The following is a 21,714-nucleotide window of genomic DNA, read 5'->3' as shown; positions in this document are numbered from 1 at the left end:
TCGGTGTAGTGCCGGCAGTTTTTTGTTATTTTCGTAATTGGTGAAAAATCTATAAGCATAGTTATGTCATCTACTAATAAATATCACGAACCTTTTCAACTGCGCTTCATAAGGAGTTAGACCTGGATTGTTAATGATTAAACTACAGGACAGAAGCATCTTTCGTCGGTTAAAAGGATGCTTATAAAGGTATTAGTGTTTTTCTTTAACGGATAAAATTGAGCCACCCCTCTTTTTCCTGTAAAATGGCAAGGCAAGAAATCACGAAAGAGAAAAGGTGCTAAACATGCCAACATGTATTGTCATTGGAGCCGGGATCCTTGGTGCTTCCACGGCTTATCATTTAGCTAAGCAAGGAGTAGACGTGACGCTTATCGACCGGAATGATCCCGGTCAGGCGACAGCTGCAGCGGCCGGTATTGTCTGTCCCTGGCTGACCAATCGCCGCAACAAAGCCTGGTATCGCTTAGTGACAGAAGGCGCCAAGTATTATCCTGCGCTTATACAGGAATTAGAAAACGACGGGGAAAGCGAAACCGGCTATGCCAGAGTCGGTGCAATCAACATTTTTGATACAAAAGAAAAGCTAAATAACAAAATGGATTTAGCCCTTCAGCGCAGAGAGAGCACACCGGAAATAGGGGAGGTCACAGCGCTATCTCCTGCTGAAACGAAAGCATTATTTCCGCCATTGTCAGAAGAATATCGGGCAGTGCACATAAGTGGTGCCGCTCGGGTTAACGGAAGCGCTCTCCGTGACGCTCTCATCCGCGGTGCTCAGAAAAACGGAGCTACTGTTATTCATGGTAATGCGTCACTTATGTTTGAAGGTTCTAGGGTGACGGGGGCAACCGTGGATGGCCGAAATCATGAAGCAGATCAAGTGCTGGTAACCGGTGGAGCGTGGGCTAAAGCATTATTGGAACCACTTGATAAACAATTTTTAGTGACGTCACAAAAGGCCCAGATTGTCCATTTACAAATACCTCATACCGATACGAGCTCCTGGCCTGTTTTGATGCCTCCCTATAACCAATATATGCTTACATTTGGTGATGGAAAAGTTGTTGTCGGTGCAACGCAAGAAGACAATACCGGGTTTGATAATCGGATAACGATGGGGGCAGTACACCAGATTTTCGATAAAGCATTAAAGGTAGCGCCTGGTTTATCTTCTAGCACGTATGTGGAAACAAGAGTAGGCTTCAGACCGTTCACGCCAGGACACTTACCAGTTATCGGACTGGTTCCCCATATGGAAGGCTTATTTGTCGCAAATGGTCTTGGTGCCTCCGGTTTAACAAGTGGTCCTTATTTAGGAATGGAGTTAGCCAAGTTAGCACTCGGTCAGCCAATAGACCTGGATGTAGCCAATTATGACGTTGCGAGGGCATTCGCATAAGCGCTTATTCTTTTAGTAGCTGGTTGTTGGGTACCCACTTTTTGAAAGGCGCTTCTTTTTTAACACTTTTCACGAACACCTGTTTGACTAACTGATACTTTATGTTATAGTTAGTATAGATAGTCACCTTCGTTCAGCCCTCATAATAATCTGAAGGAAGTGATCCAGTGACATCAACTGGCCTGTATGAAAAAAGGCGCCCATACCCGAATGGAATTGTTCAAGTAAAGGAAAACCAGGGTAACTACAATAGAAACGGACACGAGCGTGATAGAAGCGAACGATCAAGAGTTCTTAAGCGTATCCCACTGGAACAGTTGATGGATTTGAAAGTCGATTACGCTTTCAAGCAGCTCTTCGGAAATGAAAAAAACAAAGACATTACCGTTGTTTTCCTGAACGCAATTTTGCAAAAAACAGGGCGGAATCGAATAACAGACATATCCTTTGAAAACACAGAAATACCCGGAGAATACATGGATGATAAGCAATCAAGATTAGACTTGCTAGTTGTAACGGAGGCAGATGAATGGATTAATGTGGAAATACAATTTACCAATAAGTATGATATGGTGAAGCGATCGCTGTATTATTGGTCAAAAACGTACACCCGTCCATTGGAAAAAGGAATGGCCTATTCGGAGTTACGGCCGGTGATTGCCATTAATATTTTGAACTTCACCCTTTTTCACGAGATGGAGCGCTTCCACACCTCCTATCATTTGTACGACGATCAGCGTCAAACCAAACTGACCAATATGATGGAATTTCACTTCATAGAGATGAGTAAATTAATAAACGATTGGAAACGGGATCAATTGGACCCATGGAATAGTGTTCTGGCCAGATGGCTGCTTCTGCTTGGCATGGTCGATCCCGTAAAGGAAAAGTCTATGATGATATATATCATGAATTGGAGGAGATTGCGTTGACGGACGAATCGCTGAGGGAAACATTTCAAAATTGGGAAGAGCTGAGCTCGACACAGGAACAGCGCCTGAAGTATGATTCGCGATTAAAACAGATTATGGATGAGGAAGCAGCAAAGCGTGAACATGAGTTACGGATGCAAGCATTAGATAAAAGAGAACAAGAGATGGATGATAGGGAGCAGATAGTGAAAGTAAAGGAACAAGAAGTAAATGAAAAGCATCAAGAGATGAAAGAAAAACAACAAGAGATGATCGAAAAACATCAAGAGATGAAAGAAAAACAACAAGAGATGATCGAAAAACAACAAGAGATGGAAGAAAAACATCAAGAGATGGAAGAAAAACATCAAGAGATGGAAGAAAAACATCAAGAGATGGAAGAAAAACAACAAAAAATAGAACAAAAAGCAGAACAAAGTGCAAAAATGGCCGTCGCTCGAAAGCTTTTAAAAGAGGGAATGGAAATAGCGTTTATTGCAGATTCTACAGGTTTGAGCAGGGATACTATTACAGATATTCAGGATGAAATGGAATGATAGCATTTGTTATTGTCGAAGTTCTTACAGCTTCGACCTGACTTCGATGATCCATTTCATTGCAGTAATCGTTTCTGAAAAAGAAAAAGTGTCATGTGCCTAATCATATGGGGAGCATGGCATTTTTTCATTCGATTGTTTTCCAAAAACGACTCCACAAAAACAGCTCAAATACCCTTTGTTTTTGTGAGTAATTGAGCTATTTTACATACTTCAATTATAATCCGCAGCAATTTTTATTCGCTCATGACTGAACTTGTTAGGAAATCTGGTCTTTGAAACGGAAGTAATTTGTAGCGACATTTAAAATGAGTGCGTGTTGACTGTGCAGCGGAATTCGCTTCAGTGGCAGTCTTTCCAAAATACTTTTTCCGTAGTTTGATTGATCAATATTGTGCGCAATCATTTTTCCCATCAATGTAGATAGAGAAACGCCATGACCGGTGTATCCTGTTGCAAAATAAGTGCCGTCTTGCATTTGGCCGATTCGCGGGAAAAAGTCCATCGTTACGGCTGTCAACCCACCCCATGTATAATCAATCCGGGCGTTTTCCAATTGCGGGAATACCTCCAGCATACATTGTCTTAATTTGCTATAGAGGGTGCTACTTTCTTCACCCTGAATGCGTCCACCGAATAGTAACCGGTGATCAGCCGACATACGAAAGTAATAGAGTATATTTTTCGTGTCAAATATGCCTCGCCGATTGGGTATTAATTCACTGGCAGTCTCTTCTCTCAGTGGTTCAGTTGCAAGCATATGGCTGCTCATGGGAATAATGGTTTTTGATAGTCGTTTAGTTAAATCGGTGCTGTATCCATTCGTTGCAACGACGACATGCTTGGCGGTGATGCGTCCACCCGGAGTGCTAAGGACTGATCGATCATTTGTATGGCTAATAGCGGTAACGGGGGTTTGTTCATAAATTACTCCCCCCGTTTCTTCTACAGCATCAGCCAACCCAATAGCATAATTTAATGGATGAAAATAATGGCTGTTTGGATCCACCATTCCACCACAGTATAGGGGTGAATTAATTTCTGATCTGACATCATCCGTCTCAACGATATAGTTTTCATAGTTTAGCTTTTCCATCATAAATTCCTGTTCCCGTTTCAGGTTTTCCAGATGGGATGGTTTGTAAGCTGCACAAAAGCTTCCCGCGTTTGTTAATTCACAGGATATATCGTGTTTTTGAGTGATTGCTTTGACCGTTTCGATTCCATCTAAAGACAACTGGAGCATCTCCTGTGCTGTATCTATCCCGAACTTTTTAGCGATGTCTACAAGACTCTTTTTATAGCCGACGAGCATTAAACTACCATTTCGCCCGCTTGCTCCCCATCCAACATTATTCTGCTCGAGTACCGTCGTGTGATATCCCAGTTCTTGCAAATGATAGGCGGTGGATAAACCGGTAAATCCGCCTCCAACTATGGCAACATCGGTGTGCTTTTCCCCATGTAAAATGTTTCTTTGTTTCTGTTCATTTCTGGAATGAGCCCAATAAGAATTAATATGCATCATGACCCTCCTTATGACAACCGCTATACACCCAATGAAAGCGATTTTATTTAATATATGCCCGAATCTTGCATGTTGATAACGTAATTAAACGATATCAAAGGTGTACTATACAAATACTGTCTAATTCTATGAATGACATACCAAAGTTAAAAAATCATTTTAAAAAGAACCCCCGTAGACAAACTTTCCCGACAAAATTCCATCTCAGGTGTGATGAGGAATAAACTCCCACTATTTTTGACCATACTAGATGCAAATCTTGCTTTTGGGGGTCAATGGTATGAAAAATAGGGCCATCACTATTACGTTAGTAGCAATCGTACTTATGTTTTTTGTAGGTTACTTTGGGATCAAGGAAATGGCTCTGAAAGACATGAACCTTAATGAGAAAATTGATCGAGTGGAGAACTATGCGAAAAAAGGTGAATGGGAGCAAGCACATTTGGTCGCCAAAGAGGTTCAAAAGGATTGGAAAAAGTATGACCTGTTGATCAATATCAATTACGCGGAATCAGAGCATTCGCTTTTTGACGAATCTGTGGAATCCCTAGTGGCAGGAAGTGAAGCAAAAGACTTACCAACCATTCTTACCAACGCAAAAACTGCAAAAGGTTTCTGGAAAAACTTAAATAAAATTGTTCCCGGTCCTTAAGGAGGTTTACCATGGATGCTATCGCCTATATCGTTCGTTGTATCATTATGCTGTTTGTAACCTGGACGGGGGTACGACTCATTGGAAAAAAGTCCATTGCCAATATGACTAGTTATGACTTTGCGGGAATCATGTTACTGACGACGGTGACAGCTGAACCATTAGTCTATAAAATTCCATCTAAGGCTTCTGTGGGAGCAGCCGTTATTGTTATCATTATAATCTTACTTGGTGCTTTATCGCTTAAAACACGATTTTATAATATGGACTCAAGACCGACGATTGTTGTTTCAAATGGTAATATTCAGGAAAAGGAATTAAAACAGTCCAACATGAATATCCCATTATTACTATCTGAACTAAGGTTGAAAGGATATCAAAATATTGCAGATGTGAAGTACGCCATTATTGAGCCTAATGGAAAGCTTTCTGTAGTTCCGGCGCCTCAAGCAAGGCCATTGCAGCCAAATGACATGGCCATCCAGCCAACCCCCATTTCTTTAAGTTTCCCGCTGATTATTGATGGTGAAATCAGTGATGAGAATCTTACATTTCTGCAAAAAGACAAAGAATGGTTGATGGAACGCCTGATGCCATTTTCCATTAGCGATGCAAAAGACGTTCTATTAGCACAGATGGATAGCCAAGGTAAGTTGTATGTTATCAACAAAAATAAAGAGGAGCAAAAGCCGAATATTTTTTAATTAAACGGCAGGAAAGGCACAATGAGCTTACTAGCGTCATGGTTGGAATAGATAATTTTTTATTGTTGCATGCGTTCAGCTATTCCGTGCCGTCAGGATAAATATAAAGGTTCGTTTTACATATTTCTTTCTTCATGAATTTAAAGCCAGAACGGTGATCCAAGATGATACCATTCTGGCTTTTTGATCATGTAATCATCTGCAACGATTCAAGTAGTGCTGTCGTCTTATTTATGTGGAGTTTGAACTGGGACAAGGCGCTTGTTGCAGTGTTCTCACTGTATTAAAAAATTAGGTCTTAACAGATTCACAAATTAGGTGTACAATAAGATTTGATCTTTGTTACTTCATAAATAGTTTCATTGCTTGATAGCGAGAAGATTTACACAGCTAACGATGAAGAGTAAAAAAAAGGCATGATAAATAGATGAATCATATTATATACCTGAGGTGAAGAAAATGAGCCAGATTAATAAATTAACGTCTGCCAAGATGGGATTTTTTATGCTTGCGTTAGTCCTGTTTTGGTTGAAGTCGTATATCATATATATTTCAGAGTTTAATTTGGGCATCAGTAATACGATGCAACACATTTTATTGTTTATAAATCCATTGAGTTCGGGATTAGTTATGCTTGGTTTTGCGTTGTTTTTTAAAGGAAAACGATTTGGCATTACGCTACTGATTATAGATTCACTGTTAACATTTTTTATGTACGCTAACATCATCTTCTATCGTGATTATGGTAACTTTATTACTGTTCAGACGCTAATGCAGACGGATAATGCCGGAACTATCGGTAAAAGTTTTCTTGGACTGGCCGAGTGGCATGATCTTCTTTATGTGCTGGATCTCCTTGTCCTTGCTGTCTTGTTTGTTAAACGGAAAGCGGATTGGTCTCCTGCACGTTTGAATTTAAAGAAGCCTTTCGCAGTATTGGCTTCCGGCGTAATTGTGTTCACGGTTAACCTGGGATTGGCGGAAATGGACCGACCACAGCTTTTGGAGCGGGTCTTTGACAATAACTATATTGTTAAATACCTAGGTGCGCCTAACTTCGCTGTCTTTAATACGATGCAAACGGTGAAGGCTAGTGCCAAACGTTCGCTGGCCTCAAGTGATGATATTAATGAAGTAGAAAACTACACGAATAAGAAATATGCTGAACCGAACGCGGAATATTTCGGAAAAGCGGAAGGTAAAAATATCATCAAAATACACTTGGAATCATTTCAGTCCTTTTTGATTGATTATAAATTGCATGGGGAAGAGGTTACACCGTTTTTGAATTCACTTGTTCATGATAAGAGCAAGAACTTTACGTATTTTGATAACTTCTTCCATCAAACAGGCCAAGGAAAAACGGCTGACGCGGAGTTTTTATTGGATAATTCTCTGTATGGATTGCCGCAGGGTGCCGCTTTCGTTACAAAGGGTACGAATACGTATCAGGCACTACCTGCTATTTTGGACCAGAAGCAAGACTATACAAGTGCTGTATTCCACGGTGATGATAGGTCGTTCTGGAATCGGAATCAGATTTACAAGTATCTTGGTGTGGATAAGTTTTATGATTCCAGCTATTATGATATGAGTGAGGAAAAAGTCATTAACTATGGGTTGAAAGATAAACCATTTTTCAAGCAATCCATGCCGATGCTGGAGGAGCTGCAAAAGCAAGATGAACCATTTTACGCGCACTTGTTGACATTGACACACCATTATAAATTTTTATTGGATGAAGGCGATGAAACCATAGAACCTGCAGATACTGGTGATGGAACGGTCGATCGTTATTTCCAAACAGCCCGCTATTTGGATGAATCGCTTGAGCAATTTTTCCAGGATCTAAAGGAAAAAGGATTATATAAAGACTCGGTTATTATGATTTATGGGGATCACTATGGTATCTCGCAAAATCACAACCGGGCAATGCGTGAAATTACGGGTGAGAAAATAACACCACTGAAAAATGCAAACTTGCAACGGGTTCCATTTATGATTCGTGTACCGGGTGTTGAGAGCCAAGGTATAAACCACGAATTTACCGGTCAAGTTGACGTTATGCCAACATTGCTGCACTTGTTGGGAATTAATGCCAATGACTATATCCAATTTGGTACAGATATTTTTTCTGATGAGCATGAGGACTTTGTGCCATTCCGAGACGGTGATTTTATGACAAAGGAATACAGCTACGTTAAGGGAACCTTTTATGATAACAAGACGGGTGAAGTCATTGAAGAACCGACGGAAGAAATGAAGGAATTGAAGAATCAAGTCCACTATGAATTGAGTCTGAATGATGAAGTGCTAAACGGTGACTTACTGCGATTCTATGAACCTTATGAGGATTGGGAACCAGTTGACCCTAGCGACTATCAGTATGGAAAAAACTTTGAGGAAAACGAAGATAAACAAGAAGATGCAAACGCTGATAAAGAAAAACTAGAAAATGAAGATGGAAATCAAGAAAAAGTGGAAGAACAGCAAGAAGAAGGGCAAGAAAAAGCCGAAAACAAACAAGAAGATAAATCCTAAACTGAAAAACCCCACCCCCGGCGCGTTAAAGGCCGGGAGTGGGGTTTTTTATAGGGGCAGGCTCCCTGGTTCAGTGGACGTGCCACCGGGTTGTGGCTGCCCTCGCTTTACGTAGACGGGAAAGAGATACAGTAAAACCTCAATCAATAAGGGAGGGGGCAGGCTAAGATCGTGCGACGTCCTTGAAGGTCACTTTATCTCACCTGCAATGATAGTCATTTCAATTTCCGTGTTCAGTAATTCATCGGGATGTTCCATGTTGAATGGATCACGAGAATAGACGGTCATATCAGCGAATTTTCCCCGAGAAATGGTTCCTTTTACTTTTTCTTCGTTGGTTGGATAGGCGCCCATTTCGGTAAACAATCGGAAGGCTTCGGGCATAGTTAGCTTTTCTTGTTTATTCCAGCCATCGTGCTTTTCATCAGGCGATTTTCTGGTAACTGCAGTATGAATCCCAAGTAGTGGATCGATTGGTTCAACCGGAGCATCAGATCCACCGGCACAGATAACATTTGACTCTTGCATCGTTTTCCAAGCATATGCAAGTTCGCAGCGTTTTTCTCCTAATCTCTCTTTCACCCAAGGGAAGTCGCTGGGCACAAATCGTGGCTGGATATCAGCAATACGATTAGGATGCCCCAATCGCTGTAATAGGTTCTTCCGTAAAATTTGCACATGAATCATGCGGTCCCGGTAAGCAACAGGGGAACGTTATCGAGAATATCAAGCATGTTTTCCAATGCCTGATCACCAATAGTATGTACAGCAATGGGCATAGAAAGTGCTCGTGCGTCCTGAACGATCTTCAAAAGTGTCGATTGATCAAACATCGCTTCCCCATATTCATCTGGAGCATCGCTATATGGCGCTGACAATAAGGCAGTTCTTCTACCCAATGCACCATCAGCGAAAAGTTTGACGGCACCGATTTGTAATGTGTCGTTTCCATACCCGGCATACATACCACTTTCCCGGAGGTCATTCAAAAAATCATGATCAATTAATAGATTGCATCGAAGTCCCAGCTGTTCACCATTAAGTAATTCATCATAAAGCTGATATGTCTGATGGAGACCTCCTAAAAAACGTGGATCATTCGTATGTACACTGGTCAGCCCCTTGGATAATGCCAATTTGATCGTTTTATGCAACGCCTGCTTCAGTTCGTCATACGTATGGTCCGGGATATATTTTTTAACCAGATCGGATGCGGATTCAAGCAATAGCCCAGTTGGTTGGTTTGTTTGTTCATCATGTACAATCGTCCCGCCTTCAGGAACGGACATGGAGGGGTGGTAATTGCATCTCTCCAATGCCTTGCTGTTGACGAGGGAAGCATGTGTGCATATTCGCGAAAGAAATAAAGGATGATGCGGACAGGTACGATTTAATTCCTCAATCGTTGGAATGCCTCCATCCGTAAAAAGGTTCTCATCCCAGCCTCCTCCAACTAACCACTCGCCTCGATGTAGTGTTTGGGCATGTGCGTAAATCTTCTTCAGCATTTCCTGTTTTGTTGTTATGCCAGTCAAGTCTAATTGCAGAAAATTGTGTGCGACTCCTGAAAGGTGCAGGTGGCTGTCGACCAATCCCGGTGTTACTGCCTTCCCTTCTAGATTAATGGTTTCACTATCCGGACTTTCCCATTGCAGTAGCATCTCCTTGCTCGAGCCCATATCAATAAACCGCCCATTTTCAACAACAACAGATTCTACAAAGGGTTTAGCGTGATCAAACGTGTGAATCCGTCCATTCATGAAGATTCTTCTCATCCTCATCATCCTCCAATCAAAATATGCCGGTGCCGGGCGAGGGACAGCCTTCTTAACAAAAGGCGAAGATTTCAGATAACAGTTTAGTTAAAAGCCCCAATTGAGTTCCGTTATAAATGACTTTAAGTAAAATGATTTGCGTGCTTGCTAGTAGTTATCGGAGAAGCGTTGACTAATACTTATATTTAGAAAACAACAAAACCGAAATAACTGTCAACTGTTTAGCCTGGTTGCTGCTTTTTTTGAAAGATAAGAAACTATAAAATTTATCGATATAACTTTTACTTGCAAGGTTAAGTCACGTCCGGCTCCGACGTACAGGACGTACTAGTGCCGGCGCCCGCACAGGACGTCGCGTTCTTAGCCTGCAAGGGCGCTTTCGCCTTTGTTCGGGATTACTTGACGAATAAAACAAACAACCCCCGGAAGAATTATTTCACTCCTGGGGGTTGTTTAGTAAAGACTGTTCATGTAGCATAATAGTTTGTTTCGCGTATCCGTAACACTTTATCTAAAAGTCGATTACTTAATCGAAGCCTGATAAATGGAATCAACAGCGTCTCCGAGTGCCTTGTTAAATTCTTCTTCCGTTTGGTTGACGTTTAGATCCTGTGTCAGTGCCCGGGAGAAGCTAGCGATTAGACCGTTATTTTCTTTCAATTTTTCGTTCGCTTCATCCCTGGAATACCCACCGGATAGGGCGACAACACGTACAACATTTGGATGCTCAATCAATTCTTTGTACAAGTTGGCAACAGTAGGAATAGACAACTTCAGCATTACTTGATCATCTTGTCCAAGTTGATCAAGATGGCTGCGAATTTCTGCCTTCAAAAGCTCTTCGCATTTTTCTTTTTCCGGGCTATTAATGTCAACTTCCGGTTCGATGATTGGAACAAGACCGGCAGCAATAATTTGTTTGCCGATTTCAAACTGCTGGTCAACCACGGCTTTAATACCTTCCGGGTTCGCTTCTTTAATGACGGAGCGCATTTTCGTTCCAAAGATATGACGCTCATTTGCCCGTTTAAGTTTGTCGTCCAGGTCGTCAATAGGCTTCATTAGCTGCACGCCGTTTGATTCATCAGCAAGCCCTTTATCGACTTTTAGGAATGGTACGACACCTTTCTTCTCGGCCAAATAATCTCCCGTATACATGCCTTCAATTTCACGGTCCATTGTCTGCTCAAACAAAATGGCCCCGATGATACGGTCGGAATCGAAAGCTGGGGATGTAATAATCCGCGTCCGCATTTCGTGTACCAAGTCAAACATTTCATCGTTGGTTGTATACTGATCCTCAGAAACGCCGTATAGGGCCAGAGCCTTTGGCGTACTCCCGCCACTCTGATCCAGTGCAGCAATAAATCCATTTCCATTTTTCATTTTTTCAAGTTGACTCTGTTGCATGAAAAATCCACTCCTTTATCGTGATAAATTTACCTTTTTCTGATTAAGGTAAAATATGTATCATGTTTACGTGGCAACATTATCTTTCCCTGCTATTTTACCATTAATACAGAAAAGGTTATAGTCTTGTGCACGAATTTTAATTGAAAATATGTGACGTATTTGCGAACGTTGGAAAAACTCGACGTGATATTGGTTGTGGAAGGAAATAAAAGTAGCGTTAATTTGTCATTTCCCGGGAAATAGTGACAAAGGATGTTGGCAGGGGATGGAGACAGATAAATCGAACAGCAAGGCAACTCAAGCGCCATGCACCTTAGTTCATTAGTACGTTTAGTAGACGATTTTCGGCCGCTGCCGAAAATCAATTCATTTTAACCACTTCCGGTGCCATATGCTAAAGTGGCTAAAAAATCTTGTTGAAGCCCTCCACAGTTCTAATACAGTCGCGCGGCCCAAGCCGAAAGTCGCGCGAAAATCAGGAAACTCGCGCGACCCAAGCCGAAAGTCGCGCGGCCTGCCCCCTTTACACCAATCAAAACAACTCTTTAATCAGCTGTTCGATCATGGCGGGTGTATGGTGGAATGCACTTTGTTTGTGCAGGCGTTCAGTCAGTTGGTGCGGGTCTTTGCCAAATGGGCCAACGTTCAGCACGGGGGCTTGCAGCTGTTTCATTTTGTCAAATGGAATGAGGTAATCCGTTCCCCAGACGGGTGTATTGTTTTCATAGCTGACCCAGCCATCATCTGTGCCCTGATAGCTGACATAGCTGAGATCACAGATGCCATTAAAATAATGGATTGCTTTTAAGTCGATGCCGTGTTGTTTACCTATGTCCTCCAGCAGTTGGATTCCTTTCTTTGTCACGGTTGCTTCCGATGTATTAACGGCCGGATAAAAAGGTGGTGCGAACAAAAGAACAATTGCCGGGGCGAGTTCTTGGCAGCCAATCATGAGCTCCTCGGCAATTTGAAACGATTTGTCGCGCTCATCCAATGTCGCATCCGCACTAACCTCGGCTCGGATATTTTCCACATAGGCATCCCCGTAATGCTGGCGCGCGTAAGTTTCCAACTGTTCGTACCGCCACACACGCACCTCACCAAGGCCTTCTACCTGCTCATGCTCGCAGACTTGCTGATACGCGGTATTGCAGGCTTCGGCGGCCTCGTTTGCTATTTGTTCGAACAAGTCCATGATGTCGCCGGCAGATCGTTGTAGCAGAAAGACGTTATATAATGCCTGGGCGCTCGCAGGGGTTTGTGTTGAGTAATATTGTTTCAAATCACGCTGTTGTAAAGATACAGGCAATGGTGTCCGTTCGCCAAGATGTTCTTCCTGAAAGCGCGGGTTCCACTCCATCCGTTGGGTGAAGAAGGACGCGATATAGTTGGCGGTCATACCTTTTAGCGGCTCGCCAACATGGGATTCCTTTCCATAAAATAGGGCGGCGGGCATGATTTTTCCCATTGTCCCGGCGTAAATATAGTGATTCGTATCGCCGGGTGTTTGTGTAAAGGATGGCTCGCTATTTAAAAATAATTGGTAATCAAGTGCATGCGTTTTTTGTAAATCCGCTAGTGTCCCGACAGCGCTGCGCATGCCGGAAGAGTTCACTTCTTCATCAGGTACGGTTACCAAAAGCAGATTGATAGGCCATTGTTCGGAGCTCGCTTTTTCCAAAAGTGCCATATGCATGGCGAGACCCATTTTCATATCCATTGTACCTCGCCCGAACAGGTAGTCGCCGGATTCTAGATCACAGACGGCATCTGAATCAAGAATACCTTTATATGCTTGCAGTGCTTCGGTTAATTTCTCCGGATAGAAGGCTAGCGGCTGCAGCTCTCCATACTCTTCTGTCTGTACAGTATCAAAATGGCTAATTAAGACGACGGTTTGCACGGTGTCGTCACTTTTGTATAGTGCGGTCAAATAGGCTCGATCCAGGTCAGCTTGATGCAGACTAATCAGCTCAGGGTATTCCTGAAAATAATGAAGCGTACGCAACTTGCGGTATGCTTTTTCTGGAAAGCTTTTTTCCCCTTCTGAAAAGGTTTCACTGTTCCAGCTTACCAGCTCACAAAGTAGATTCTCCAAGTCCTCGGGTGTAGACCAGTTGCGGTTTTCCATAAGATCTCCTCCCAACGCGTAATACGAATTAGATTAAGTTTATCACGTATGAATGCGCTGCAGTACCCCCACCTCTAAACATGGATGATTCAAATACGTGAAATAAACAACCTAGCCGATAACAACGCTCTTGGAAAAGAAAATCGCTTTTGAATCGCTATCGCAGCTTTCTTTATCCCATCGTTTATAGAGATGTTTCCTGTCTGTGTGTCTGTAAATTTTCCTGCGCGCCGGCCCCTGAATGAGTGCCACTTTAACAATCCAAATTGAACTGGAATCTTCACTAATGTTAAACTTATAGCTTACAGAGACGAACAGATTATGACAGAAAAATTGAGGTGCTGCCAAGCCTGTCCTCACGTCTCGCTAATTAAAAGAGGTTGGTGATGTATATGACATTGGAAGTGATTGTTGAAAATGCTAAGGATGCTAAACAAGCAGAGGAGTTAGGTGCCGATCGGCTGGAGTTAGTTTCCGCTATTGCGGAGGGGGGATTGACACCTAGCTATGGTACGATGAAGCAAGTGATGGCAAGTGTATCCATTCCTGTTCAAGTGATGATTCGTCCACATAGCTTCCATTTTTATTATTCCGAGAATGATATGGAAGTTATACGAGGGGACATTGAGGCGTTACTGGAATTAGGCGGGAACCGGATTGTTTTTGGTGCATTACATCGCGATGGAACCGTTCAGGAGACCTTGTTGAATGATCTTACAGAAAGATACCCACAGCTTGATATAACTTTCCATAAGGCTTTTGATGAAGTACCATCATTAAAAGATGGGTACCATACTTTGACAGCTTATTCGGCGAATGTGAAACGGATTCTTACGTCCGGTGGTAAAAAGGACTGTCTTGAAGGAGCTGCCGAACTTCAGAAGCTAGTGCAATTGGCAAGCAGCATGAACGGACCAAGCATCATGCCGGGAGGAGGACTGCGCGCCGCGACGATTGCAGATGTCCACCAACAAGTAGCTGCCGAGCAGTATCATTTCGGGAAAGCTGTTCGGATTGAGGGGCAATTTTCCAATGGCTTTGACCGGGAAATCATGCAAAAAGTAAAGGACGTTATTAGTTGATATTTCTAATTCCCTTTTATCCTTTTTCTTGAACGGAGGTGTGTTTATGGCATATATTTTCATAGGTTTAATCATTTTTGTTGTTTTCCTGACACTTTTCAAAATGATACGCGGGAAAAAGGTTTCCGGCGGGGATAGCTATACGCCGCTGGATGATGCCTATAGTGGCCGTATAGACAGCACGCAGCAGAAGCGCCCATCAGCGGAAACAACTAGGCGAGTATCTTATGAGGATTATGATGAGGATGAGGAATGAACATCATGCCTCTTAAACCTGGCCGGAATTTTGCGGTGATTTGATCGAACTTAAACCGAATCAACCCCGCTCCCAAAGCTCACGTGCGAAACAACTTCCTGCCCCGCAATCTGGCAAATATGCTAAAATAGGAAACAGTACTTTTGTAAAAGTGAGGATGGTTATGACAAAAAAGTTAATTTGCCTAGATATTGATGGGACGCTTTTTAATGAAGAGAAGCAGGTGCCGGATTCGGCGAAGCTAGCGGTTGCAAATCTGCAACAAGCGGGTCATACTGTGGCTTTTGCGACAGGCCGTGCGCCGTTCACGTTCAGAAAACTGCAACAGGAGCTGGAAGTGGATTCGTATGTCAGCCTCAATGGTCAGTATGTGGTCCATCATGATGATGTGGTATACAAAAATCCGTTACACACTGCTGTACTTGACGAATTGGAACATCATGCTACGGCGGGAAATCATCCGTTAATTTATCTCGGGCATGATAATTGGTTCTCCAATACATCGCACCATCCATATATTCAGAAGGCAATTCGTTCGCTGAAGGTTGAGCAGAAGGTAATGTATGATCCTGCATTTTATCGGGTTGGTGACGTGTATCAAGCGCTGTTGTTTTGCGAGGATGGAAGTGAAGCGGACTACATGCGTACATTCGGGCATTTGGAGTTTATTCGCTGGCATGATTATTCTGTAGATGTCATTCCTGCCGGTGGGTCTAAAGCAGCGGGGATTAATCATTTGGTTCAGCATTTGCAGATGTCGCCTGATGATGTATATGCATTTGGTGATGGGTTGAACGACATGGCCATGCTTCAATCGGTAAAAAACAGCGTCGCAATGGGCAATGCACCTGATATTGTGAAAAATGCAGCCGGCACAGTTACCAAGCATGTCAATGATGACGGTCTTTGGCACGGGTTGCGCATGGTCGGGTTGCTGGATTAGTGTTTCGTTGTCGGTGCTAGTACACATAGCTTTTCACGAGTATCATTGCTAGTCTAATAGCGGTTTGTTAAGATGCGGATTTTTCAGCGGGTACTGGAAGTCCGTATTTTTCGTGTTGTAATCAGACCGGCATTGGCAACATTCTTTTTTTCTGCATGAACTCCACGGAATAGGTCGAAAGCCATTCTTGACCATCATAGAAAACGTTGGCCCGCTCGTCCAGACACTCAATTAAGGTCAGATGATCAAGGAGGCCTTGCTCCTCATTTAAGATGGTCAATCAATTTGGGTAGGATGGTGGCGAGCTGTGTCATTTCCTCTTCGTTCAAAACGGAAAATGCTTCCCGATTGCCTGCCTTGCGATACGGACGTATATCTTCCAGTGTCTGTTTCCCCAATGCAGTAATATAAACACGTGTTACTCTTCGGTCATTAGGGTCGGTATATGTGTCAATGTGACCTGTCTTTTTCATTCGCTCCACTAACCCCGTAATCGCCTGTTTCGTTACCAACGTATTTTCCCGAAGCTCCCGCATGGATAGACTTTCGTGGAATGACAGCATAGCCAGCAGCATATACTGATACACGCTAGAAAGTCCTCCGTTTTTTGCGTATTGACCGCCTAATCGTTCAAGTAGGTTAGCTAATCGGACAATGTCCAGTACAATATCTGCCATAACATCGTCGTTATGTCGCACGGGATCCCCCCTTACATTTCTTTATCAATTATAGCTTTGTTCTTATTGGTTGTCACGTCTTCTAAAGTCAACACATTGACCAAAGCTCCATAATATGGTACATTTTACATAAATCAAAAGTATTGGAATTTTCAGTAATAATTACCATAGGGGGCTAAAAATGGGAGCAAAGTGGATTAAAATTGCCGTGATTTATTTTATTCTCGGCATTGCTGTTGGTATGTTCATGTCATCGACGATTCAACTTCAGTGGGCAGCAGCACATGCGCACATCAACTTGGCCGGCTGGGCATCCATTGGAATTATAGGGGTCGTTTATACACTTTATCCCAAAGCAGCAAACAGTAAGCTCGGCATATGGCATTTCTGGCTGTATAACATCGGATTGCCGATTTTGCTCTTGAGTATGTTTATGATTCAAGTTCGTCCAGGTCCGTTTCCCGGCTGGGGCGCCCTTACAAAAACCCTCGTATTTGGCGGCGGAACCATGGTCACCATCGCTGTTGTTATCTTTATTGTAAACGTATTCAAACATGTACATGAATCCAATGCGATTAATGCTAAAAACAAAGTATCCTGATTGAGATGCTAGTTATGGATAATAATCGGGAGTGAAGAGGGGCTTGTAATAAGAGCTCCTTTTTCGTGTTCGCGCGGCTCGGGCCGAAACTCACGCGAAAAGCAGGAAACTCGCGCGGCCCGGGCAAAATGTGTGAGCCAACAGAAAAGGAAATGGTAGCATGGTGGCGTGACATTTACTATGCTAAAATAAGATACTAGTACGAATTTATAACTGGGACAATGAACCTGTCCCCGTGGGAGCTGATTGAGTGCTGTTTGAGAGGCAATTCAGGCATACGAAGCGTTATCAGGAGATTGTTAATACATTTATTCGTTATGGGTTTGGTTATGTTCTTTATCGAATTGGTATTACGGATCGGGATTTATCGAAAAAGGATGAGTCCACGGATGCAAATGTAAATCTGCAAAATATTGGAAGGAGATTGCGCTATACGCTGCAGGATCTTGGGCCAACATTTATTAAGCTTGGGCAGGTTGCCAGCACACGGCATGACGTCCTTCCGCGGGAAATCATTACTGAGCTGGAGAAGCTGCAGGACCATGTGACGGTGCTGCCTTTTGATCATGTGCGGCAGACGATCGAATCGGAGCTGGACGATGAACTGGAGCATCTTTTTGTTCATGTGGAACCAGAACCGCTTGCCACGGCGTCGATTGGTCAGGTGCATGCTGCAAAGCTTTTTACCGGAGAAGATGTGGTAATAAAAGTTCAGCGCCCCGGTTTGAAACCGATTGTGGAAACAGATATGGAAATACTGGTCAGGATCGGGAACTTGCTGGAGGAACGCACCGAATGGGCGAAACGATATCGAATTCAGGCAATCATTCAGGAATTATCATTTTCTCTACGTAATGAACTGGATTATTTGATAGAAGGACACAGTGGCGAGCGAATCGCCAATCAGTTTCAAAATAAGATAGGTGTTCGCGTTCCGGCGATTTATTGGGATTTCACAACACAAAAAGTGCTGACGATGGAACCTATCAGTGGAATTAAGATTTCTGATATTGAGACACTTGATGCGGAAGGCTATGATCGGAAGCTGCTGGCAAAACGGCTGTCAGATGCGATGCTGACGCAGATTCTTGACGAAGGATTTTTCCATGCTGATCCGCATTCGGGAAATGTGTATATTTTACCAAAGAACACGATAGCCTTTCTGGATTTCGGTGAAGTGGGACGGTTAAGTGAGGGGATGACTTATCATATTTCATCCATCATTTATAACTTACATAATGGTGATACGCAAGCGCTGATCAGGACGTTTGCCAAAATGGATCTGATTGATGAAAAAACGGACATAAATGCGTTTCAGCGTGATTTAGGTGCACTGCATGAACGTTATGCCAATCTCATGCTTAAGGACATGAGCCTCGGGAAAGTTATTATCGAAATCTTCCAGGTGGCGTATCATCATGCTATTGACATCCCATCCGAAATGGCGATGGTGAGCAAAACTATTTTGACGCTGGAAGGGGTGATTGGCAGGCTTGATCCCGAATTCAGCATCATGAAAGCGGCGGAACCTTATGCGAGAAAGCTACTGAAACGACGGTATAGCCCTCGTCGGATTTTACGGAAATCGATGAATGAAATCGTGGAAAACGTTGAAATCCTCTCCGGTTTGCCTAAAGATTTAAAAGACGTTATGTCGACGCTCCAGCGAGGCAGAGTCGGACTTGATATTAATGTGAAACAAGCGGAAAGGTTTCTTGACCGATTTGATAAAATCAGCAACCGATTGTCGTTTAGTATTATCATGCTCGCGTTCAGCATTCTGATGGCAGGCCTGATTATCGGATCCGCCATCACCGACCAAAGCACGGTCATATGGAAACTTCCTATCATCGAAATCGGCGCCGTCATCGCAACACTCATGTTCATTCTCATGGTCATCACCATCATCCGCTCCGGCCGCATGTAGCGGCCCAAGGGGACAGGTTCACTGGTCCAGCGCCCTAGTTTTGTAAAATGATCCATATATGACTTTCTGGTATTTTTTGTGACTATTTAATGACTTTGGAGCGGTTACATGTACATGACCATGCCTGCTATAATGACAAAATAGGGGCTTTTGTCTGGGCATATATTTAAACGATAATTTTAAGATAATTGTCATTAATTCATTTGATATAATGTGCAAAATGAATAGTAGTCGATTAGGATCGTGTAAACGGGATTTCGGATAGTTCACAACTTGGAAATGGTTACCATAGATGAGCGGTTAGCGGGACAAGGACCTGTCCCCACGTCTCGTAATTTCTTAGATTGATGGGGGCTGGTTCTTTGATAAAGGTGATGCTTGTAGATGATCAGCGGTTATTTCGTGAAGGATTGGAAGCTTTAATTAGAGGTACAAATGACATTCGTGTGATTGGGATGGCGGATAATGGAGAGGATTCCATTGCGATGCTTGAAAATGAAATACCAGATGTCGTTCTGATGGATATTCACATGCCCGGAAAGGACGGGATCAAGACAACTGTTCACATAAAAGAACTTTATCCATCAATCAGTGTAGTAATGCTGACTTCTTTTGCAGATGACGAACTGATTATCCGCGGAATCAATGTCGGGGCGGATGGGTTTTTGTTAAAAGATTTGAATCCGGACAACCTGACGCGATCGATACGGGATGCTGCTAATGGTCAGTACGTGCTGTCGGGCGAGGCAGCAAGGATTCTTGTTACATATGTCCGGGAATTGACGCTCGATAAGGAGCAAATTCTGAGGAAACGCTTGGAAAATCGAGGAATTAGTCTGACAAAACGGGAATTAACCATCGCAAATATGCTACTAAGTGGTGATACGAATAAGACAATCGCTCAAGAGTTGTACCTTGGCGAGGGGACGGTAAAAAATTACATAAGTTCTATTTATCATAAATTGAACACCAAAAATCGGAAAGGAACCGTCCAATATTTACGGCATATACTAACGTAGGAGACTAGGATTTTATCCGCCTGACATAACAATAGCTATAGATTGTGCTTGGTGGAAAAGGAAAATAGCAACATAATAAAAATTGTTACAGAGGCGGTAATCATGATGCGAACCATTTGTTGTGTGAGTCACCCCGGGTTAGAAGATGAAATTCGGGAAGCAATTGAACAAGAAGAGGAGATGAAACTAGTATGCGAACTCCCCTATATACAGACAGTCGGAAAGCTTGTCCCGCTGTTTAAGCCGGATGTTGTTCTTTTTGATATGGACGGATTGCAAGTAGGTGATGCCGTATCCGCCGTGAACAAAATAAAAACGGAACTCCCCCATGCTAAACTAATTGTTCTCGTTTCATATGGCCGGAAAGAATCAGAATTACTGCGCATGATGGAAGCGGATATTGACAGTCTGCTGGAAAAAACGGTGCAAATCCGTAATCAGGTCATAAACGCAATTGAGGCGGCTATGAACAATCAATATATTATGCCGCACCACTTGATAGACCGTTTGAAAAAAGGCTAATGACTTTAAAAACAACTAGTTTCGATATATTTTCTATTCAACTCAAAGAAAGAGGCTTTCATTTGACGAGGCGAGAAACCGAAGTAGCATACTGGCTCAGACGTGGATTAGGTAATGAGAAAATTGCCGAAAAACTAATGATTACAAAAGGCACCGTTCGGGTCTATGTCAGCCACGTCTATGAGAAGATGTATTGCGACAGCCGCCAAGAGCTCATTGATAATCTTCAAACCATCCCTCGCCAGCCTAGCTAGCCTGCCGGGGACGGGGGAATAGGCGATGATTTCACCATGTTTTGAGATGAAATTGCTCGGCCCAACGCAAGCAACCATTTCGACCCACTGTACAAGCCCAGCACAAGGTCCCCTACCTTCTTATTCAATCGCCTTCAATCCTACCGCACCGGCAATAATGCACAATAAAAAGGCTATTCGTTTCCAACCAGCGGATTCGTTAAAAAATAGAATGCCCATGAGAACGGCTCCGGCTGCACCGAGCCCGGTCCATACGGCATAGGCAGTCCCAAGCGGAATATCGCGCATGGCCAGTGACAAAAATAGAAAGCCACCCGCAAACGAGATCACTATCGGGAGTATCCGGATGATACTTTTTTGACGGAGATAGAAGTTAATGCTCATCACACCGAAAATTTCCCCGAAGCTGGCAATAACCAAAAATACCCACGCCATGCTAATTCCCCCTTTGCTCTGCAGTTTCTTGCGTTTCATCCGTCGTTATTTTGATTCCAATCACACCAACGATAATCAACCCGATAAACAGCAGTTTTGCCATCGAAAATTCGGCTCCAAATGCGAGAAAATCGATCAATACGATAGCGGCAGCCCCTGATCTGGTAAAGACAGCATACACGGTACCAGACGGAAGCTTTTCACAAGCCTTAACGACAAAAATGAAGCTGAAAACAATCACGATAGCTGTTCCAATCCATTCCAGCAATGAATCCGAATATTTCAGGCCAATCACCCAAAACACTTCAACAATAGCTGCAAATAGTACGTAAAGCCAACCCAATCAGACGCCCTCCTTCGACTTCTTGAAAAGAAATTCCATTA

20 protein-coding genes and 1 pseudogene are annotated in these 21,714 nt (G+C 43.0%); 14 read left to right on the top strand and 7 right to left on the bottom strand.

The genetic code is table 11. The annotated features are described in order from the left end of the window. The first annotated feature begins 286 nt into the window (after nt 1-286). The 3 genes from FFL34_RS05420 to FFL34_RS18560 all read left to right on the top strand — a co-directional run bounded on the left by FFL34_RS05420 (nt 287) and on the right by FFL34_RS18560 (nt 2,870). Nucleotides 287-1,402: an NAD(P)/FAD-dependent oxidoreductase gene (locus FFL34_RS05420; protein ID WP_138602181.1), complete on the top strand. Its 1,116-nt coding sequence runs from the start codon at nt 287-289 to the stop codon at nt 1,400-1,402. A gap of 167 nt (nt 1,403-1,569) precedes the next feature. Continuing rightward, the gene (locus FFL34_RS18565; RefSeq protein WP_234031433.1) at nt 1,570-2,334 is read left to right on the top strand and encodes an Rpn family recombination-promoting nuclease/putative transposase; all 765 of its coding nucleotides are present in this window, start codon (nt 1,570-1,572) and stop codon (nt 2,332-2,334) included. Continuing rightward, nucleotides 2,331-2,870, top strand: a complete 540-nt coding sequence (locus FFL34_RS18560) for a hypothetical protein (protein WP_234031432.1) — start codon at nt 2,331-2,333, stop codon at nt 2,868-2,870. Before FFL34_RS18565 ends, FFL34_RS18560 begins: the two co-directional genes overlap by 4 nt. A gap of 259 nt (nt 2,871-3,129) precedes the next feature. Here the strand turns inward: FFL34_RS18560 and FFL34_RS05410 are convergent, their stop codons facing one another. Further along, a complete protein-coding gene (locus FFL34_RS05410) occupies nt 3,130-4,395 on the bottom strand; it encodes an NAD(P)/FAD-dependent oxidoreductase (protein WP_171046281.1) in 1,266 nt (421 codons plus the stop codon). 283 nt (nt 4,396-4,678) lie between these two features. Between FFL34_RS05410 and FFL34_RS05405 the strand changes: the two genes are divergently transcribed. From FFL34_RS05405 to FFL34_RS05395, 3 genes are all read left to right on the top strand, one after another. Then, complete coding sequence (locus FFL34_RS05405; protein WP_171046280.1) at nt 4,679-5,050, top strand: DUF4363 family protein; 372 nt, start codon at nt 4,679-4,681, stop codon at nt 5,048-5,050. Between the two features lie 11 nt (nt 5,051-5,061). Next, the gene (locus FFL34_RS05400) at nt 5,062-5,754 is read left to right on the top strand and encodes a DUF421 domain-containing protein (protein ID WP_138602175.1); all 693 of its coding nucleotides are present in this window, start codon (nt 5,062-5,064) and stop codon (nt 5,752-5,754) included. 468 nt (nt 5,755-6,222) lie between these two features. After that, complete coding sequence (locus FFL34_RS05395; protein ID WP_318279576.1) at nt 6,223-8,295, top strand: LTA synthase family protein; 2,073 nt, start codon at nt 6,223-6,225, stop codon at nt 8,293-8,295. 189 nt (nt 8,296-8,484) lie between these two features. On the opposite strand, the pseudogene FFL34_RS05390 reads toward FFL34_RS05395, so the two are convergent. From FFL34_RS05390 to FFL34_RS05380, 3 genes and pseudogenes are all read right to left on the bottom strand, one after another. Next, nucleotides 8,485-10,070 (bottom strand): annotated as a pseudogene (locus FFL34_RS05390) (amidohydrolase). Between the two features lie 522 nt (nt 10,071-10,592). Beyond that, on the bottom strand, nt 10,593-11,480 hold the full coding sequence (locus FFL34_RS05385; protein ID WP_138602171.1) for a fructose bisphosphate aldolase: 888 nt from the start codon (nt 11,478-11,480) through the stop codon (nt 10,593-10,595). Nucleotides 11,481-12,015: 535 nt separating this feature from the next. Further along, complete coding sequence (locus tag FFL34_RS05380) at nt 12,016-13,614, bottom strand: M20/M25/M40 family metallo-hydrolase (protein ID WP_138602169.1); 1,599 nt, start codon at nt 13,612-13,614, stop codon at nt 12,016-12,018. Between the two features lie 386 nt (nt 13,615-14,000). On the opposite strand from FFL34_RS05380, the gene FFL34_RS05375 reads away from it, so the two are divergent. The 3 genes from FFL34_RS05375 to FFL34_RS05365 all read left to right on the top strand — a co-directional run bounded on the left by FFL34_RS05375 (nt 14,001) and on the right by FFL34_RS05365 (nt 15,895). Beyond that, complete coding sequence (locus FFL34_RS05375) at nt 14,001-14,696, top strand: copper homeostasis protein CutC (protein WP_234031431.1); 696 nt, start codon at nt 14,001-14,003, stop codon at nt 14,694-14,696. A gap of 46 nt (nt 14,697-14,742) precedes the next feature. Then, entirely contained in the window at nt 14,743-14,952 is a 210-nt protein-coding gene (locus FFL34_RS05370; protein WP_138602167.1) for a hypothetical protein, read from the top strand. Nucleotides 14,953-15,115: 163 nt separating this feature from the next. Further along, nucleotides 15,116-15,895 carry a Cof-type HAD-IIB family hydrolase gene (locus FFL34_RS05365; protein WP_138602165.1) on the top strand — a complete coding sequence of 260 codons (780 nt, stop codon included), beginning with the start codon at nt 15,116-15,118 and terminating at the stop codon, nt 15,893-15,895. A 263-nt stretch (nt 15,896-16,158) separates the two neighbouring features. On the opposite strand, the gene FFL34_RS05360 is transcribed toward FFL34_RS05365, so the two are convergent. Further along, nucleotides 16,159-16,593: a MarR family winged helix-turn-helix transcriptional regulator gene (locus tag FFL34_RS05360; protein ID WP_138602163.1), complete on the bottom strand. Its 435-nt coding sequence runs from the start codon at nt 16,591-16,593 to the stop codon at nt 16,159-16,161. A gap of 160 nt (nt 16,594-16,753) precedes the next feature. Between FFL34_RS05360 and FFL34_RS05355 the strand changes: the two genes are divergently transcribed. From FFL34_RS05355 to FFL34_RS05335, 5 genes are all read left to right on the top strand, one after another. Further along, nucleotides 16,754-17,173, top strand: coding sequence for a cbb3-type cytochrome c oxidase subunit I (locus tag FFL34_RS05355; protein ID WP_138602162.1), 420 nt, complete (start codon nt 16,754-16,756; stop codon nt 17,171-17,173). A gap of 250 nt (nt 17,174-17,423) precedes the next feature. Then, a complete protein-coding gene (locus FFL34_RS05350) occupies nt 17,424-19,100 on the top strand; it encodes an ABC1 kinase family protein (protein WP_234031430.1) in 1,677 nt (558 codons plus the stop codon). A gap of 371 nt (nt 19,101-19,471) precedes the next feature. After that, entirely contained in the window at nt 19,472-20,119 is a 648-nt protein-coding gene (locus tag FFL34_RS05345) for a response regulator (RefSeq protein ID WP_234031551.1), read from the top strand. A gap of 102 nt (nt 20,120-20,221) precedes the next feature. Next, nucleotides 20,222-20,641 (top strand): response regulator transcription factor, encoded by a 420-nt coding sequence (locus FFL34_RS05340; protein WP_138602158.1) that lies wholly within the window; start codon nt 20,222-20,224, stop codon nt 20,639-20,641. Nucleotides 20,642-20,703: 62 nt separating this feature from the next. After that, nucleotides 20,704-20,895 (top strand): response regulator transcription factor, encoded by a 192-nt coding sequence (locus FFL34_RS05335; RefSeq protein ID WP_171046279.1) that lies wholly within the window; start codon nt 20,704-20,706, stop codon nt 20,893-20,895. A 120-nt stretch (nt 20,896-21,015) separates the two neighbouring features. Here FFL34_RS05335 and FFL34_RS05330 read toward each other — a convergent pair whose 3' ends face one another. Both FFL34_RS05330 and FFL34_RS05325 read right to left on the bottom strand, forming a co-directional pair. Continuing rightward, complete coding sequence (locus FFL34_RS05330; RefSeq protein ID WP_138602154.1) at nt 21,016-21,330, bottom strand: DMT family transporter; 315 nt, start codon at nt 21,328-21,330, stop codon at nt 21,016-21,018. 1 nt (nt 21,331) lies between these two features. Next, entirely contained in the window at nt 21,332-21,673 is a 342-nt protein-coding gene (locus FFL34_RS05325) for a DMT family transporter (protein WP_138602152.1), read from the bottom strand. Nucleotides 21,674-21,714: the final 41 nt, after the last annotated feature.

The organism is Lentibacillus cibarius, assembly GCF_005887555.1.
Taxonomy (GTDB): domain Bacteria; phylum Bacillota; class Bacilli; order Bacillales; family Amphibacillaceae; genus Lentibacillus; species Lentibacillus cibarius.
This window is presented reverse-complemented; position numbering and strand designations above follow the sequence as displayed.

Bases quoted from the DNA above. Each gene is read 5' to 3' on its own strand.
- FFL34_RS05400 (WP_138602175.1), top strand. From the start codon at position 5,062: ATGGATGCTATCGCCTATATCGTTCGTTGTATCATTATGCTGTTTGTA.
- FFL34_RS05370 (WP_138602167.1), top strand. From the start codon at position 14,743: ATGGCATATATTTTCATAGGTTTAATCATTTTTGTTGTTTTCCTGACA.
- FFL34_RS05410 (WP_171046281.1), bottom strand. From the start codon at position 4,395: ATGCATATTAATTCTTATTGGGCTCATTCCAGAAATGAACAGAAACAA.
- FFL34_RS05420 (WP_138602181.1), top strand. From the start codon at position 287: ATGCCAACATGTATTGTCATTGGAGCCGGGATCCTTGGTGCTTCCACG.
- FFL34_RS05330 (WP_138602154.1), bottom strand. From the start codon at position 21,330: ATGGCGTGGGTATTTTTGGTTATTGCCAGCTTCGGGGAAATTTTCGGT.
- FFL34_RS05385 (WP_138602171.1), bottom strand. From the start codon at position 11,480: ATGCAACAGAGTCAACTTGAAAAAATGAAAAATGGAAATGGATTTATT.
- FFL34_RS05355 (WP_138602162.1), top strand. From the start codon at position 16,754: ATGGGAGCAAAGTGGATTAAAATTGCCGTGATTTATTTTATTCTCGGC.
- FFL34_RS05375 (WP_234031431.1), top strand. From the start codon at position 14,001: ATGTATATGACATTGGAAGTGATTGTTGAAAATGCTAAGGATGCTAAA.
- FFL34_RS05380 (WP_138602169.1), bottom strand. From the start codon at position 13,614: ATGGAAAACCGCAACTGGTCTACACCCGAGGACTTGGAGAATCTACTT.
- FFL34_RS05405 (WP_171046280.1), top strand. From the start codon at position 4,679: ATGAAAAATAGGGCCATCACTATTACGTTAGTAGCAATCGTACTTATG.
- FFL34_RS05340 (WP_138602158.1), top strand. From the start codon at position 20,222: ATGATGCGAACCATTTGTTGTGTGAGTCACCCCGGGTTAGAAGATGAA.
- FFL34_RS05365 (WP_138602165.1), top strand. From the start codon at position 15,116: ATGACAAAAAAGTTAATTTGCCTAGATATTGATGGGACGCTTTTTAAT.